The sequence below is a fragment of the Nocardia barduliensis genome, from assembly GCF_013315795.1.
GTDB lineage: Bacteria > Actinomycetota > Actinomycetes > Mycobacteriales > Mycobacteriaceae > Nocardia > Nocardia barduliensis.
Window position 1 is genome coordinate 180,326 of the sequence record NZ_JABLTE010000001.1, and the last position, 13,118, is coordinate 193,443.

Below are 13,118 nucleotides of genomic sequence, written 5' to 3' on the forward strand. Positions count from 1 at the left end.
AATCTCCGGGACATGGCGGGGCTGGTCAGCTCGTACCGAGCGGCGCGACGGCAGGCCATGGCACCGAGAGCACGTTGTCGCGCAGGCGGCGACGGTAGTGGCGGATCGGGAAACCTGCCGCGCGCAGTGCCTGCGCCGCCGCGCGCCAGCGGACTCGCGGACCGAAAGGCGCCATCGGCGCGGCGTGGGCCCAGGCGCGATCGGCGGCGGTGAGTAGCGCGTGGATCGGTTCACCGGGAACATTGCGGTGGATCAGCGCCTTCGGCAAGCGTTCGGCGAGGTCGGAGGGGCGCTCGACGGTGAACGGGTCCCAGGCCAGCGTGAGCGAGCGGGGTCCGTTCCGGTCGAGCAGCACCCACGCGCAGCGTCTGCCCAATTCGTCACAGGTGCCCTCGACAAGCAGCCCGTCCGGCGCCAGCCCCGCAAGGACGGTCGACCACGCCTGCGGGACCGCCGATTCGGGATACTGCCGCAGCACGTTGAAGGCGCGCACCAGCACCGGCCGCAGCCCGGCCAGTTCGAATCCGCCGCGTGCGAAGGTGACGCCGTCCCGTCCGGGCACCACGCGCTGCGGGTCGATCTCGAGTCCGACCACCCGCACGTCCGCGCGCACCGTGCGCAGCCGCGCGGCCAGCTCGAACGTGGTCCACGGGCTCGCGCCGTACCCGAGGTCGACCACGAGCGGATCGGGCGCGCCGCTCAGCCGCTCGGCGACGAGTTCGTCGTTGATCAGCCAGCGGTCGCTGCGGCGGAGGCGGTTGACGGCGGTGGTGCCACGGGTGATGTTGCCGACCGGTCCGGTCAGCGAGTGGGGTGCTGTTCTTCCAACCACTTGACCGTGAACTCGGCCTCGCCGCGGAACAGGTCGACCAGGTTCACCAGCATCAGCTGTTCCAGGCGTGGTCCGACCATGGGAATGAACACCTTCGCCTCCGAGGAGAAGCGCATGGTGCAACCGGTCTCGGTGGGGAACAGGCGGATGGTGCCGCCGAGGCTGCCCGGCCCCGCGGGAATGGACGCCGAGTACTTGCCGGTGATCTCGTCCGGGGCGAACGGGCTGTAGGTCTCCTTGCGGGTGATCACCATGTCCTTGCGCATGACCGTCTGGGCGATCTCCGGCAGCATGTCGCGGGGCAGGATGTGGTGCAGTTCGACGTCGATGCCGCCGTCGCCCGCCTCCAGCCGGACCACCTCGTTGCCGGGGGAGTATTTCCGCATCTCTTCCATCCGCGCGTTCCAGTAATCGCGGTTCGACAGCGCCGCGTACAGCTCTTTTGTGGTGTGCAGCGGATAGCGGGCGGAATAGTCCAATCGGCGTGCCATGGGCTCACACGTTACTGGGTCCGATGGCGCCGACCACGACGGGCGGGTGGAGTGCGGACGGGACACGAACGCGCGGACCGCACGGTGTGACGTGGCACAGCGCGGGTCCGCCCGGCCGGGGTCAGTGCGCAGCGAGCCAGTCGCCGGTGAATTCCGCCTCGTTCTTCAGCAGCTCGGTGAGGTGCTCGGCGATCGCCTTCTCGATCTTGCCGCCGAACAGCGGGATCTTCACCTCGATGGTGCCGTCGGTGGTGGCGACGGAGCCGGAGCCGTCGGCGCTCAGCGTGATGGTCCCGCGGACCTCGGCGGGTGCGCCCTCGACGCGGGCTTCGAAGGTGGCCCGATCCCCGCTCCAGTCCTCGACGCGCGGGATGATCAGATCGCCGGGGCGCACCGCGGTGATGGCGGGGGGCAACTGCTCGGCCGCGATGGCCTGCACCATTTCGACACGCACCTGGTCACCGCTGATCGTGACCGACTCGATCCGAGCGTTGGGACCGCCGACCTGCGCGATGCGGTCCTTCCAGTACTGATCGTTCGCGAACGCCGCGCGCACCGCGGCGGGCGGATGAGAGTAGCGGGCCGTGTACGCCAGCGGTGTAGCCATGAGTGCACACGTTACCGTGCAGCGGTCGTGCCACACGAGTGGCGGCGTCCGATCGCTCGCGGGCTGAACAATGCCGACGGTGGCCGTAAGCGCGTACGCTTCCGGGTCGCGCTCGCGCTACCCGAGGGGCGCCATCTGATCCCCCGGCGAGTGAATACGGCAGCAGGTCGCCACTCGCGCGCACGCTACCGTGTGGCGTGCGAACTTCACGAGTGGTGCCGTCGGACATCCTCGCCGGCACCGGTGCGCGGCTGCGCGCCGACGTGCGGCTGGCGGAACTGACCACACTGCGGGTCGGCGGGCCCGCTCTGGTCGCCGAATGCGCGACGACCGAGGCCCTGGTCGCCTCGGTGCGCGCGCTGGACGCGGCGGGCGTCCCCGTGCTGCTGCTCGCGGGCGGCTCCAATCTGCTCGTCGGCGACGACGGCTTCGACGGCGTGGTGGTCCGGATCGCCACCACCGGCGTCGAGCTGCGCGACGGCGGCGTGGTCGCCGAGGCGGGCGCGAACTGGGATGCCGTGGTGCGTGCGACGGTAGCCGCGGGCCTGGGCGGATTGGAGTGCCTGTCCGGCATTCCCGGCTCCGCGGGCGCGACGCCGGTGCAGAACGTGGGCGCCTACGGCGCCGAGGTGGCGACCCTGCTGCGCCGGGTGCGCCTGCTGGACCGGGCCAGCGGGGAGACCCGCTGGGTCGAGCCCGGCGAACTCGGGTTCGGCTACCGCACCAGCGTGCTCAAGCACCGCGACGACGCAGTCGTGCTCGCGGTCGACTTCGCGCTGCGCGCCGACGGCTCCAGCGTGCCGCTGCGCTACGGCGAACTGGCCGCTGCGGTCGGCGCGGCCGACGGGGAGTCCCGGCCTGCCGCGCAGGTCAGGGACGCGGTGCTGCGGTTGCGGGCGGGCAAGGGCATGGTGCTCGACCCCGCCGACCACGACACCTGGAGCGCGGGCTCGTTCTTCACCAACCCGGTGGTCGCCCCGGAGCGAGTGGCGCGGGTGCGCGCCGCGATCGCCGCCCATGTGGGCGAGACCACGGTGCCGACCTACCCGGCTCCGGACGGGGTGAAGTTCTCCGCGGGCTGGCTCATCGAGCGGGCGGGTTTCGCGAAGGGCTTCCCCGGCGCCGAGGCGCCCGCCCGGCTGTCGACGAAACACACACTGGCGCTGACCAATCGCGGCGCCGCCACCGCGGCCGACTTGGTGGCGCTGGCCAGAACGGTGCGCGACGGCGTAGCCGAGCGCTTCGGGATCACGCTGGAGCCGGAACCGGTCACCGTCGGAATCACGCTCTGAGGCGCTGAGGTCGACACCACACGCTGCGGCGACGGCTCGGACCGCGCGCCGCGCGTAGATTCGACGAAGTGAACCACCGCCCGATGCTCCGCCGATCGGTTGCCGTGGTGTCGGCTGTCCTGCTGGTGGTCGTCGCCCTGGCGGCCGGCTGCACGATAGACCGCGACGCGGGCCGGTCGGGCTCCGATGCCGGTCCGATCGCCGAGGTGACGTTGACGCCCGGCGACGACGACACGAACGTCAACCCCACCGCTGAGGTCTCCGTCACGATCAGCGACGGCGTGATCGACCAGGTCGCGCTGACCAACGCCGCGGGCAAGCAGGTCCGTGGCGAGCTCGCGCCGGACAAGCGCGGCTACACCATCACCGAGCCGCTCGGCTACGACGCCACCTACACCTGGTCGGGCACCGCGGTCGGCACGGACGGCAAGCCGATACCGATCGACGGCTCGTTCCACACGCTCGCCCCCAAGGCCACCGTCCCCGCGACTGTGAACATCGGCGACAACCAGGAGGTCGGCATCGCGGCGCCGATCATCTTGCAGTTCAAGTCCGCCGTCGCGAACAAGGCGGCGGTGGAGAAGGCGCTCACCGTCACCACCGACCCGCCGACCGAAGGCGCGTGGGCCTGGTTCCCGGACGACAACGGCTCGCGGCTGCACTGGCGTCCGAAGAACTACTGGACGCCGGGCACGAGCGTGCACGTCTCGGCGCGGCTCTACGGACTCGACCTGGGCGGCGGCAATTACGGCGATTCCGATCTGACCACGGATTTCCGCATCGGCCGCAGCCAGATCGTCAAGGCGAACGCCCCGAGCCACCGCATGCAGGTGGTCCGCGACGGACGGACGGTGTTCGATTTCGCGGTCAGCTACGGCGAGGGCAACGAGCCCCGCAACGTCACCCGGTCCGGCATCCACGTGGTCACCGAGAAGTACGAGGACTTCATGATGTCGAATCCGCCGTATTACATCAACGTCCGCGAACGCTGGGCGGTACGCATCTCCAACAACGGCGAATTCATCCACGCCAACCCGGAATCACTGTCGGCGCAAGGCTCGGCGAACGTCACCAACGGGTGCATCAACCTGTCGCCCGGCGACGCGCAGGCGTACTTCCCCACGGCGCTGTACGGCGATCCGGTCGAGGTGACCGGAACCTCGATCCCGCTCTCGGCCGCCGACGGCGATCTCTACGACTGGACCATCGACTGGAACACCTGGAAAACCATGTCCGCGTTGCAGGGTGCGCCGTCGGCCGTGGTCTCCGCCACGCCACTGCCCCCGCAGCCGGCCGGTGCGCGCTGAACGGTGCTAGCGGGCCTTCGCGTCCTGCTCTTCGGCCGCGCGCTCCTCGACCTCGCGGTCGGCGGCGCGTTGGGCACGGACCGTCTCGTGCCGCTCGGCGAGCAGGTCGCGGATCTCGGTCAGCAGCTCGATTTCGGTGGGCTCGGCGGCCTTGGGGGTGCCGAAGCGGTTCTTGATCGTCTTCATCGGCAGCATCAGCGCGAAGTACAGCACCGCGGCGACCATCATGAAATCGATGACGGCCGTGATGATCGGGCCGATGGCGATGAAGGTGGCGGGTTTGGAGGAGATCAGCTGCACGCCAAGGCCCAGTTCGTGGGTGCTGCCGAAGACCGCGAGCAGCGGATTGACGACGCCTTTGGTCACCGAGGTCACCACCGCGGTGAACGCGGTGCCCATCACGACGGCGACCGCGAGGTCGATGACGTTCCCGCGCATCACGAACTCTTTGAAGCCCTTGAACATGAGCCGACTCACTCCCATTCGATGTTGCTTGTGGTCGACCGGATGCTAACGGCTCGATACGAACAGCAGCGAAGCCTCGGCGATTCGCCGCCGAACCGGCAACGGAAGCCGAGCGATTCGCTTCTGCTATGAAATGCTCAGCTGCGGCGGGCGAACCGGCCCGCGTCCGCCTGGTCCCTCGGCTTGATGACGATCTGGTCCAGGTTGACGTGCGCAGGCCGCGACGCGACGAAGCCGATGACCTCCGCGATGTCCTGGGCGACCAGCGGATCGATGCCCTCGTACACCTTCGCCGCCCGGTCCGCGTCACCGCCGAAGCGAACCAGCGAGAACTCGGTTTCCACCGCGCCGGGCGCGATCTCGGTCAGCCGCACCGGCTGCCCGAGCAGCTCACCGCGCAGGGTGCGGTGCAGGACGGCCTGCGCGTGCTTGGCCGAGGTGTAGCCGGAGCCGTTGTCGTAGGCGGTGAACGCGGCCACCGACGTGACGGTGACGATCAACCCGTCGCCGGAAGCGATCAGCTTGGGCAGCAAGGCTTTGGTGACGCGCAGTGTGCCGAGCACGTTCGTCTCCCACATCCAGCGCCAGTCGTCCAGGTCGGCCTCGATGACGGGGGCGAGGCCCTTGGCGCCGCCCGCGTTGTTGACCAGCACGTCGACCCGCTCGACCGCCTCGGTGAACGAGCGCACCGACTCGTCGGAGGTGACGTCGAGTTCCACCGCGGTGCCGCCGATCTCGTCGGCGAGGCGGTGCAGGCGATCCAGCCTGCGGGCGCCGACGTAGACGTGGAAGCCCTGCTTCGCCAGCTCCCGGGCGGTGGCCTCGCCGATTCCCGAGCTGGCTCCGGTGACGACGGCGGTGCGAGTGCTCATGCCGGTAGATCCTAGGTGCGCGGGGTTCGCCGGGGTCGGTGCGGTTACCTGCGGCACCGTTAGCCTGAGTGACATGGCTATTCGGGACGTGGTGAGCGCGGACGGAACGAACATCGTCTACCGGGTGAGCGGTCCGGCGCAGGCTCGCCCGCTGGTGCTGCTGCACGGCTGGTCGGCGAATCTGCGCTGCTGGGGCGCAGCCGCCGACCACCTCGCCGCGCGTTTCCGGGTGATCGCCCTCGACCTGCGCGGCCACGGCTACTCCGACGCGCCCGCGACGGGCTACGACGATCCGAAGAACTGGGCGGCCGACGTCGCGGCGGTGCTCGCCGCCGAGGGCATCGACTCCGGCGCGGTGCTGCTCGGTTGGTCCTACGGCGGGATCGTCCTGTCGGACTACCTGACCGTCTACGGCACCGGCGCCGTCGCGGGTGTGGTCTACACCGGCTCGATGGCGAACATCGGCCCCGGCGTGCCGGGCGCGGCGACCGGCAGCATGATGCAGGAGGCGATTCCGGGCGTCTTCGAGGAGAGCGCGGGGCGGGCCGTGCGCGCTTTCGGTGCGTTCGGCAATGCCAACACCGGACCGGGCGCGGACAAGGGGCCCGACGCGCAGCGCCTGTTCGGAGCCAGTCTCGCGACCCTCCCCGCGGTGCGCAAGGCGCTGTTCTACCGCACCGTCGACAACACAGGGACGCTGCGCGCGCTGGACGTTCCGGTGCTCGTCCTGCACGGGACCGCTGATCGGGTCGTCCCGATCGAGAACGGGCGCTGGATCGCCGACACCGTTCCGAACGCGCGCGCGTCGTTCTGGGAAGACGCCCAGCACGGCCTGTTCATCGAGGACAGTGCGCGGTTCGTCGCCGAGGTGAGCGCGTTCCTCGATGGGCTGTGATCGCGGTCATGTCTGCCCTGTGATAGCTCTCACTTGCCGCGGATAGCGTGTCTGGGCCGGGCAACACAACGTGCACTATGGATAGTGTGAGTCAGCGCCTGGACCTACGGCCGAACCGTATCGCCGTGTTATCGGTGCACACCTCACCACTCGCTCAGCCGGGGACCGGCGACGCGGGCGGCATGAACGTCTATGTCCTGCAAACGGCCGTCGAGCTGGCCCGGCGCGGCACCGAGGTGGAGATCTTCACCCGGGCCACCGCGTCGAACCTCCCGCCCGTGCAGGAGGCGGCGCCCGGCGTGCTGGTGCGCAACGTGGTGGCAGGCCCGTTCGAGGGGCTGGACAAACACGATCTCCCCACGCAGCTGTGCCCCTTCACCGCGGAAGTGCTGCGGCAGGAGGCTCGGCATCTGCCCGGCTACTACGATCTGGTGCACTCGCATTACTGGCTCTCCGGCCAGGTCGGCTGGTTGGCCAGGGACCGGTGGCGGGTGCCGCTGGTGCATACCGCGCACACGCTGGCCGCGGTGAAGAACGCCGCGCTGGCCGAGGGCGACTGCCCCGAACCGGCGACCCGCGAGATCGGCGAGAAGCAGGTGATCGCCGAGTCCGATCGGCTCGTCGCCAATACCGCCGAGGAGGCCCGGCAGCTGGTCGAGCTCTACGGCGCCGACGCCGAGCGGATCGATGTCGTACCGCCCGGCGCCGACCTCACCCGCTACCGCCCCGGTGACAAGGCCGCCGCCCGCGCGGCGCTCGGCTTGGCCGCCGACGAGCAGATCGTCGCGTTCGTCGGCCGGATCCAGCCGCTGAAGGCGCCCGATGTGCTGGTGCGGGCCGCCGCCGAGGTGTTGCGCGCCGACCCCCGGCGCCCGCTGCGCGTGCTGATCGTCGGCGGGCCGTCCGGCAGCGGCCTGGACCGGCCCGACGCGCTGATCGAGTTGGCCGCCGAACTGGGCATCGCCGCGCGGGTCAGCTTTCTGCCCCCGCAGCCACCGCAGCGGCTGGTGCAGGTCTATCGCGCCGCCGACCTGGTCGCGGTGCCCAGCTACAACGAGTCCTTCGGCCTGGTCGCGATCGAGGCGCAGGCCAGCGGCACCCCCGTACTGGCCGCCGATGTCGGCGGGCTCGGCACGGCCGTGCGGCACGACGAATCCGGTCTGCTCGTCCCGGGGCACCGCACCGCCGACTGGGCGAACGCGCTGCGGCGCCTGCTGGACGACCCCGTTCGGCTGCACGCGATGGGCGAGCGAGCCGTCGCGCACGCCGCCAATTTCTCCTGGGCGCACACGGCCGACGGGCTGCTCGCCAGCTACGCGGCGGCCCTGGCCGGTTTCCGCGCCGATCGCTCGGGCCTCGGCGGGCGCGGACTCGCGCACAGCGTCGTCCGTGACAACGCTTACGACCGGGCCGACGCCGACCGCACTACCCTGGCCGGAGAACGGACGGCGGCATTGCTCGCCGAGAGCAGCCAGGCCAGATCGCGGGCGCTGTGGCGGCGCCGGATGGGAGTACGCCGGTGAACGAGGTGCAAGCGACCGCGCAGCTCATCGACGAGACGCTGCGCGACAGGGAGATCGAGTACACCCGGCCGGGCGAGGAGACCTTCGTGGTCGTCCTGCCCGGCGAGCGCAAGCTCAAGACCACGGTCATGCTCACGGTGGGCAAGCACGGGGTCCGCGTCGAAGCGTTCGTCTGCCGCAAGCCGGACGAGAACTTCGAAGGCGTCTACAAGTTCCTGCTGCGCCGCAACCGCAGGCTCTACGCCGTCGCCTACACCCTCGACCGGGTCGGCGACATCTACCTGGTGGGCCGGATGTCCGCGCACGCCGTCACCCCGGACGAACTGGACCGGGTGTTCGGGCAGATCCTCGAGGCCGTGGAGGCCGACTTCAACGTGCTGCTGGAGCTCGGCTTCGCCGAATCCATTCGACGGGAATGGAAGTGGCGCGTCTCGCGAGGCGAGTCGTTGCAGAATCTGCGCGCGTTCGAGCATCTGGTCGATTCCGCCGACAAGCCCTAGCCGGTCGCTGTAACCGGCCCGCCGGGTGACAATCGCGGGGGGCCCGGATCGGCGAAGGAGACACGGCGTTGGCGATTCTCGCTCTGGACATCGGCGCGACGAAGTTCGCCGCCGGAGTGGTGCACCCCGGTCCGGAGGTGCGCGAGGTACGCCGGGTGGAGGTGCCGGACGCGGGCGTGTGGGACGCCTGCCGTGGACTGCTGCTCGAGGTGGCGGGGCGCGCATCGGTCAGCGCCGTGGGCATCGGTGCGGCCGGGCCGGTGGACGTGCGAACCGGCGTCACCGGTCCGTTGAACATCCCCGAATGGAAAGCGGGATTCCCGGTCGTCGCGGCGGTGCAGGAGCTGTTTCCCGGCGCCGCGATCCGGTTCGCCATCGACGGCGCCTGCCTCGCACTGGCCGAACACCGCCTCGGCGCGCTGCGCGGCGTGCCCGACGCGCTGGCGATGACCGTGTCGTCGGGGATCGGCGGCGGGATCGTGGCGGGCGGCAAGGTGCTGCTCGGGCGCACCGGCAATGCCGGGCACGTGGGGCACATCGTCGTGCCGGGCTGGGACACCCCGTGCGGCTGCGGGGGCCGCGGCTGCGTCGAGGCGGTCGCCAGCGGCATGTCGTCGGTGCGCTGGGCGCGCGAGCAAGGCTGGTCCGGCGGCACGGGTGCGCGGCTGGCCGCGGACGCGCACGCGGGCGAGGCGATCGCCGTCGCCGCGCTGCACCGGGCGGGTACCGCTCTCGGCGCGGCGATCGCCTCGGCCGCCGCCCTGCTGGACGTCGACCGGGTGGTGATCGGCGGCGGATTCGCGCAATCCGGTGCGCCGCTGTGGGATCCGCTGCGCGCCGCGGTGGAGGAGCACGCCGGGCTGAAGTTCCTGCGCGGACTGCGCGTGGAACTCTCCGCGATCACCCACGGCGCCACACTCGCGGGCGCGGGTGTGCTCGCTGCCGAGCATCCCGCGGGCGAACCGGTCTGACTTCGCGCTTTCGCTATGCCGACGGTGGCGGCGGGGCGGGAACCGATGCGACCCGGTCGAGCGCGCATGGGAGGATGACCGCATGACGTACTCCCTCGTGCTGCTGCGCCACGGCGAAAGCGAATGGAACGCCTTGAACCTGTTCACCGGCTGGGTGGACGTGCATCTGACCGACAAGGGCATCGCCGAGGGCAAACGTGCCGGGGAACTGCTGGCCGAGCACGGCATCCTGCCGGACGTCGTCTACACCTCGCTGCTGCGCCGGGCGATCTCCACCGCGAACATCGCGCTGGACGCCGCCGATCGGCACTGGATTCCGGTGATCCGCGACTGGCGGCTCAACGAGCGGCACTACGGCGAATTGCAGGGCAAGAACAAGGCGCAGATCCGGGACAAGTACGGCGACGAGCAGTTCATGCTGTGGCGCCGCAGCTACGACACCCCGCCCCCGCCGATCGACCCGGCCAACGAGTACAGCCAGGAGGGCGACGCGCGCTACGCGGGCATCGAGGTCCCGAAGACCGAGTGCCTGCTCGACGTGGTCAACCGGATGGTCCCGTACTGGGAGTCGACCATCTCCAAGGACCTGCTGTCCGGTAAGACCGTGCTGGTGGCCGCGCACGGCAACTCGCTGCGGGCGCTGGTCAAGCACCTCGACCAGATCTCGGACGAGGACATCGCGGGCCTGAACATCCCCACCGGCATTCCGCTGGTCTACCACCTCGACGAGGATCTGCGCCCGGTGCGTCCGCGCGAGTACCTCGACCCGGAGGCGGCCGCCGCGGGCGCCGCCGCCGTCGCGGGCCAGGGCGGGAAGTAACCCTCCGGACACGCATTCCGACGCGCTGTCATCTTCGGGTGGCAGCGCGTCGTCGCGTTCGGCCGTGCTCATCCTGTGCCGCGCTCTGGGCGGACGTGTGCGACACGCCGGATGGCGGTACGCGGGTCCACCTTCGGCCGTGAGCCATGCTTCCGATGCAGGTAAATGGGTCCAGACTGGTCTGGCCAGCGCAAACGTCGCGAGATCCGCTGCTCGATCGGCGTATGTGAACCGTTGTTTCGCGCTCCGGTGTATGTTACCCCTTGTTCCTACCGACGGGTAGGAAAGTAATGCTCGGTCGTTCGGCCGGTACGAGAGGTGGAACACGTCCGATGAAGTACGCGTTTCGGGTGTCAGTGGCGGTCGTCGCCGCCGCGGTGCTCGCCCCCTTCCTCACGAGCGGCGCGGGTGCCGCGCCGTTGCCGAGCGGCCCCGACGGTGGGGCAGCGGGAGTGGAGTGGACGGCCACCCAGGACGCTGCGCAGCAGTACCCGAACATCCACATCACCTGGGACGTCCCCATCACGATGAGTGACGGCACCGTCTTGAAGGGCAACGTCTACCGCCCTGCGGATGTCTCCGGGCGGCCCATCGACGCCCCCACGCCGACGATCGTCAACCTCACGCCGTACACCAAGCTGGTCTCGAACCTGGCCGATCACGCGCAGTCCATCCCCGGCCTGTCCGACGCGCTGATCGAGCTGTTCCGGCAGATCGACATGAGCGGCACCCCGCTGTCCGGCGTCACCGACCTGACCAAGGCGTTCGGCGGCGGCGAACTGCGCAACTTCACCGTCGACCGGCAGCTGATCAAGAGCGGCTACACGCAGGTGGTCGTCGACGTGCGCGGCACCGGTTTCTCCCAGGGCGTCTGGGACATGCTGCGCGGACGCGAACAGCAGGACACGCTCGAGGTGATCGACTGGGCGTCCCGGCAGCCGTGGTCCACCGGACGAATCGGCATGAACGGCATCTCCTACTCCGGGATCAACCAGGTGCAGGCCGCCGAGCAGCGCCCGCCCGCCTTGCGGGCGATCTTCCCGGTCGTGCCGGGCAGCGACCTGGTCAACGACGTGCTCGCGCCCGGCGGCGGCTTCGGCTTCAACTTCATCCCGCTGTGGCTGACCGCGATCAACGGCCTCAAGCTGATCCCCGACCTGGCCTCGGTGCTCAACGGGCAACTGGACACCAGGTGGCTGGCCGACCGCGCCCGAGATCCATTGACCTTCATGGACGTTCTGCTCAACGTCTACACCACCGCGCGCATCGAGGATCTCGACCCGCGTGCCAAGGAACTGCTGACCGACGGTTCCGCGCCGCGGCAGGACTGGCTCGGTGACCCGAGCGGGATCCGGACGCCGACCTTCGTCACCGGCGGCTGGCACGACCTGTTCGCCTACTCCGAATCCAAGATCTACAACGAGATCCCGCTGCCGCCCGGCCAGAAGCAATTGCTGATGGGCAACACCTATCACCTCAACTCGGGTAACGAGTACGGCAAGCCGGGTCTGCCGCCGCGGCTGGACGTGCTGCAGCGCGCGTGGTTCGACAAGTGGCTCAAGGACATCGACAACGGCATCGACCGGTACGGCCCGGTCACCTTGCGTCAGCAGGGCGGCGGCTGGATCACCACCGACTCCTTCGCCGCGCCGACCGTCCAGGCGGACGCGCAGCAGGCGGTGCACCGCAGGATGTACCTGTCCGCGGCGCCCAGCGGCACCGCCGACAGCCTCTACGACGGTTCGCTCAGCCCGGAGGACAGCGGCGAGCCCGCGCGCCTGACCGTCGCGCCCGGCCTGACCAGCCTGTGCTCCAACGACGCCGCCCAGGGCACCGCCGGTGTGCTGTCGGTCATCGACGGCTGCGCGAAGGACTCCCGCATCCAGGAGTTGAACGGGCTGACCTTCACCAGCGCCCCGGTCGCCGAGCCGACCTCGATCTCGGGGCGGATCGCGGTGCGACTGAACACGGTGCAGGACGCCGCCGACGGCTACTGGGTGGTCACCGTGAACGACGTCGCGCCGGACGGGCAGTCCAGCGTGTTGTCCTCGGGACAGCTCATGGCCTCGCTGCGGGCGATCGACGAGGCGAACAGCAGCAAGTCGGCCAACGGCGACTACACCGACCCGCGGCCGTTCACCTCGCTGGAGCAGCGCCAGCCGACGGTCCCTGGCGAGGTGACCACGCTGGACATCGCGTTGCCCGCCACCGAGGCGCTCCTGCAACCCGGCCACCGGCTGCGCGTCGACGTGTACGCGGGCAACTTCCCCAAGGGCCTGCCCATCCTGCCCATGCTGATCGACACCGGCTTGCGGCCGCAGCATCTGGAGCTGGATCCCGCTCGCCCGAGCTTCGTCAATATCCCGGTCCGGGGTAATCCGGGCTGGTAGCGCCGAGCGTGCACCCGTCGCGCGTCATGGTCGACGCCGCGGGGTATGGGTGCGGGTGCACGCTCCGATCGGCGGCTGTGAAATCGGTCGAAAAAAAATTTCTGGGCGTGTGTCGATCTTCCGGATGCCCCGTTCGACCTATGGGTGAGAGGG

General features: G+C 70.0%; 13 protein-coding genes. 8 read left to right on the top strand and 5 right to left on the bottom strand.

Features of this window, described 5'->3' with window-relative positions:
- Window positions 1-25 precede the first annotated feature (25 nt).
- The 3 genes from HOV91_RS00930 to HOV91_RS00940 all read right to left on the bottom strand — a co-directional run bounded on the left by HOV91_RS00930 (window position 26) and on the right by HOV91_RS00940 (window position 1,930).
- Window positions 26-832, bottom strand: coding sequence for a class I SAM-dependent methyltransferase (locus tag HOV91_RS00930; RefSeq protein WP_312884415.1), 807 nt, complete (start codon window positions 830-832; stop codon window positions 26-28).
- Complete coding sequence (locus tag HOV91_RS00935) at window positions 802-1,323, bottom strand: DUF2505 domain-containing protein (protein ID WP_174183459.1); 522 nt, start codon at window positions 1,321-1,323, stop codon at window positions 802-804. Before HOV91_RS00935 ends, HOV91_RS00930 begins: the two co-directional genes overlap by 31 nt.
- Before the next feature lie 121 nt (window positions 1,324-1,444).
- Window positions 1,445-1,930 carry a DUF2505 domain-containing protein gene (locus tag HOV91_RS00940; RefSeq protein WP_174183460.1) on the bottom strand — a complete coding sequence of 162 codons (486 nt, stop codon included), beginning with the start codon at window positions 1,928-1,930 and terminating at the stop codon, window positions 1,445-1,447.
- A gap of 197 nt (window positions 1,931-2,127) precedes the next feature.
- On the opposite strand from HOV91_RS00940, the gene HOV91_RS00945 reads away from it, so the two are divergent.
- Window positions 2,128-3,222: a UDP-N-acetylmuramate dehydrogenase gene (locus HOV91_RS00945; protein ID WP_438822618.1), complete on the top strand. Its 1,095-nt coding sequence runs from the start codon at window positions 2,128-2,130 to the stop codon at window positions 3,220-3,222.
- A gap of 83 nt (window positions 3,223-3,305) precedes the next feature.
- Entirely contained in the window at window positions 3,306-4,529 is a 1,224-nt protein-coding gene (locus tag HOV91_RS00950) for a L,D-transpeptidase (RefSeq protein ID WP_174183542.1), read from the top strand.
- A gap of 6 nt (window positions 4,530-4,535) precedes the next feature.
- Here the strand turns inward: HOV91_RS00950 and mscL are convergent, their stop codons facing one another.
- Both mscL and HOV91_RS00960 read right to left on the bottom strand, forming a co-directional pair.
- Window positions 4,536-4,994 (bottom strand): large conductance mechanosensitive channel protein MscL, encoded by a 459-nt coding sequence (mscL, locus tag HOV91_RS00955; protein ID WP_174183543.1) that lies wholly within the window; start codon window positions 4,992-4,994, stop codon window positions 4,536-4,538.
- Window positions 4,995-5,131: 137 nt separating this feature from the next.
- On the bottom strand, window positions 5,132-5,866 hold the full coding sequence (locus HOV91_RS00960) for an SDR family NAD(P)-dependent oxidoreductase (protein WP_174183461.1): 735 nt from the start codon (window positions 5,864-5,866) through the stop codon (window positions 5,132-5,134).
- 73 nt (window positions 5,867-5,939) lie between these two features.
- On the opposite strand from HOV91_RS00960, the gene HOV91_RS00965 reads away from it, so the two are divergent.
- The 6 genes from HOV91_RS00965 to HOV91_RS00990 all read left to right on the top strand — a co-directional run bounded on the left by HOV91_RS00965 (window position 5,940) and on the right by HOV91_RS00990 (window position 12,965).
- Complete coding sequence (locus HOV91_RS00965) at window positions 5,940-6,761, top strand: alpha/beta fold hydrolase (protein WP_174183462.1); 822 nt, start codon at window positions 5,940-5,942, stop codon at window positions 6,759-6,761.
- A gap of 77 nt (window positions 6,762-6,838) precedes the next feature.
- Window positions 6,839-8,284, top strand: a complete 1,446-nt coding sequence (gene mshA, locus HOV91_RS00970) for a D-inositol-3-phosphate glycosyltransferase (RefSeq protein ID WP_174183463.1) — start codon at window positions 6,839-6,841, stop codon at window positions 8,282-8,284.
- 5 nt (window positions 8,285-8,289) lie between these two features.
- Window positions 8,290-8,784 carry a type III secretion system chaperone family protein gene (locus HOV91_RS00975; protein ID WP_174183544.1) on the top strand — a complete coding sequence of 165 codons (495 nt, stop codon included), beginning with the start codon at window positions 8,290-8,292 and terminating at the stop codon, window positions 8,782-8,784.
- A gap of 68 nt (window positions 8,785-8,852) precedes the next feature.
- Complete coding sequence (locus tag HOV91_RS00980; protein ID WP_174183464.1) at window positions 8,853-9,755, top strand: ROK family protein; 903 nt, start codon at window positions 8,853-8,855, stop codon at window positions 9,753-9,755.
- A gap of 82 nt (window positions 9,756-9,837) precedes the next feature.
- Entirely contained in the window at window positions 9,838-10,575 is a 738-nt protein-coding gene (locus tag HOV91_RS00985; RefSeq protein ID WP_174183465.1) for a phosphoglyceromutase, read from the top strand.
- Window positions 10,576-10,907: 332 nt separating this feature from the next.
- On the top strand, window positions 10,908-12,965 hold the full coding sequence (locus tag HOV91_RS00990; RefSeq protein ID WP_174183466.1) for a CocE/NonD family hydrolase: 2,058 nt from the start codon (window positions 10,908-10,910) through the stop codon (window positions 12,963-12,965).
- Window positions 12,966-13,118: the final 153 nt, after the last annotated feature.

Coding starts and splice junctions, on each gene's coding strand:
- HOV91_RS00935 (WP_174183459.1), bottom strand. CDS start 1,323: ATGGCACGCCGATTGGACTATTCCGCCCGCTATCCGCTGCACACCACA.
- HOV91_RS00940 (WP_174183460.1), bottom strand. CDS start 1,930: ATGGCTACACCGCTGGCGTACACGGCCCGCTACTCTCATCCGCCCGCC.
- HOV91_RS00950 (WP_174183542.1), top strand. CDS start 3,306: ATGCTCCGCCGATCGGTTGCCGTGGTGTCGGCTGTCCTGCTGGTGGTC.
- mscL (WP_174183543.1), bottom strand. CDS start 4,994: ATGTTCAAGGGCTTCAAAGAGTTCGTGATGCGCGGGAACGTCATCGAC.
- HOV91_RS00960 (WP_174183461.1), bottom strand. CDS start 5,866: ATGAGCACTCGCACCGCCGTCGTCACCGGAGCCAGCTCGGGAATCGGC.
- HOV91_RS00965 (WP_174183462.1), top strand. CDS start 5,940: ATGGCTATTCGGGACGTGGTGAGCGCGGACGGAACGAACATCGTCTAC.
- mshA (WP_174183463.1), top strand. CDS start 6,839: ATGGATAGTGTGAGTCAGCGCCTGGACCTACGGCCGAACCGTATCGCC.
- HOV91_RS00985 (WP_174183465.1), top strand. CDS start 9,838: ATGACGTACTCCCTCGTGCTGCTGCGCCACGGCGAAAGCGAATGGAAC.
- HOV91_RS00990 (WP_174183466.1), top strand. CDS start 10,908: ATGAAGTACGCGTTTCGGGTGTCAGTGGCGGTCGTCGCCGCCGCGGTG.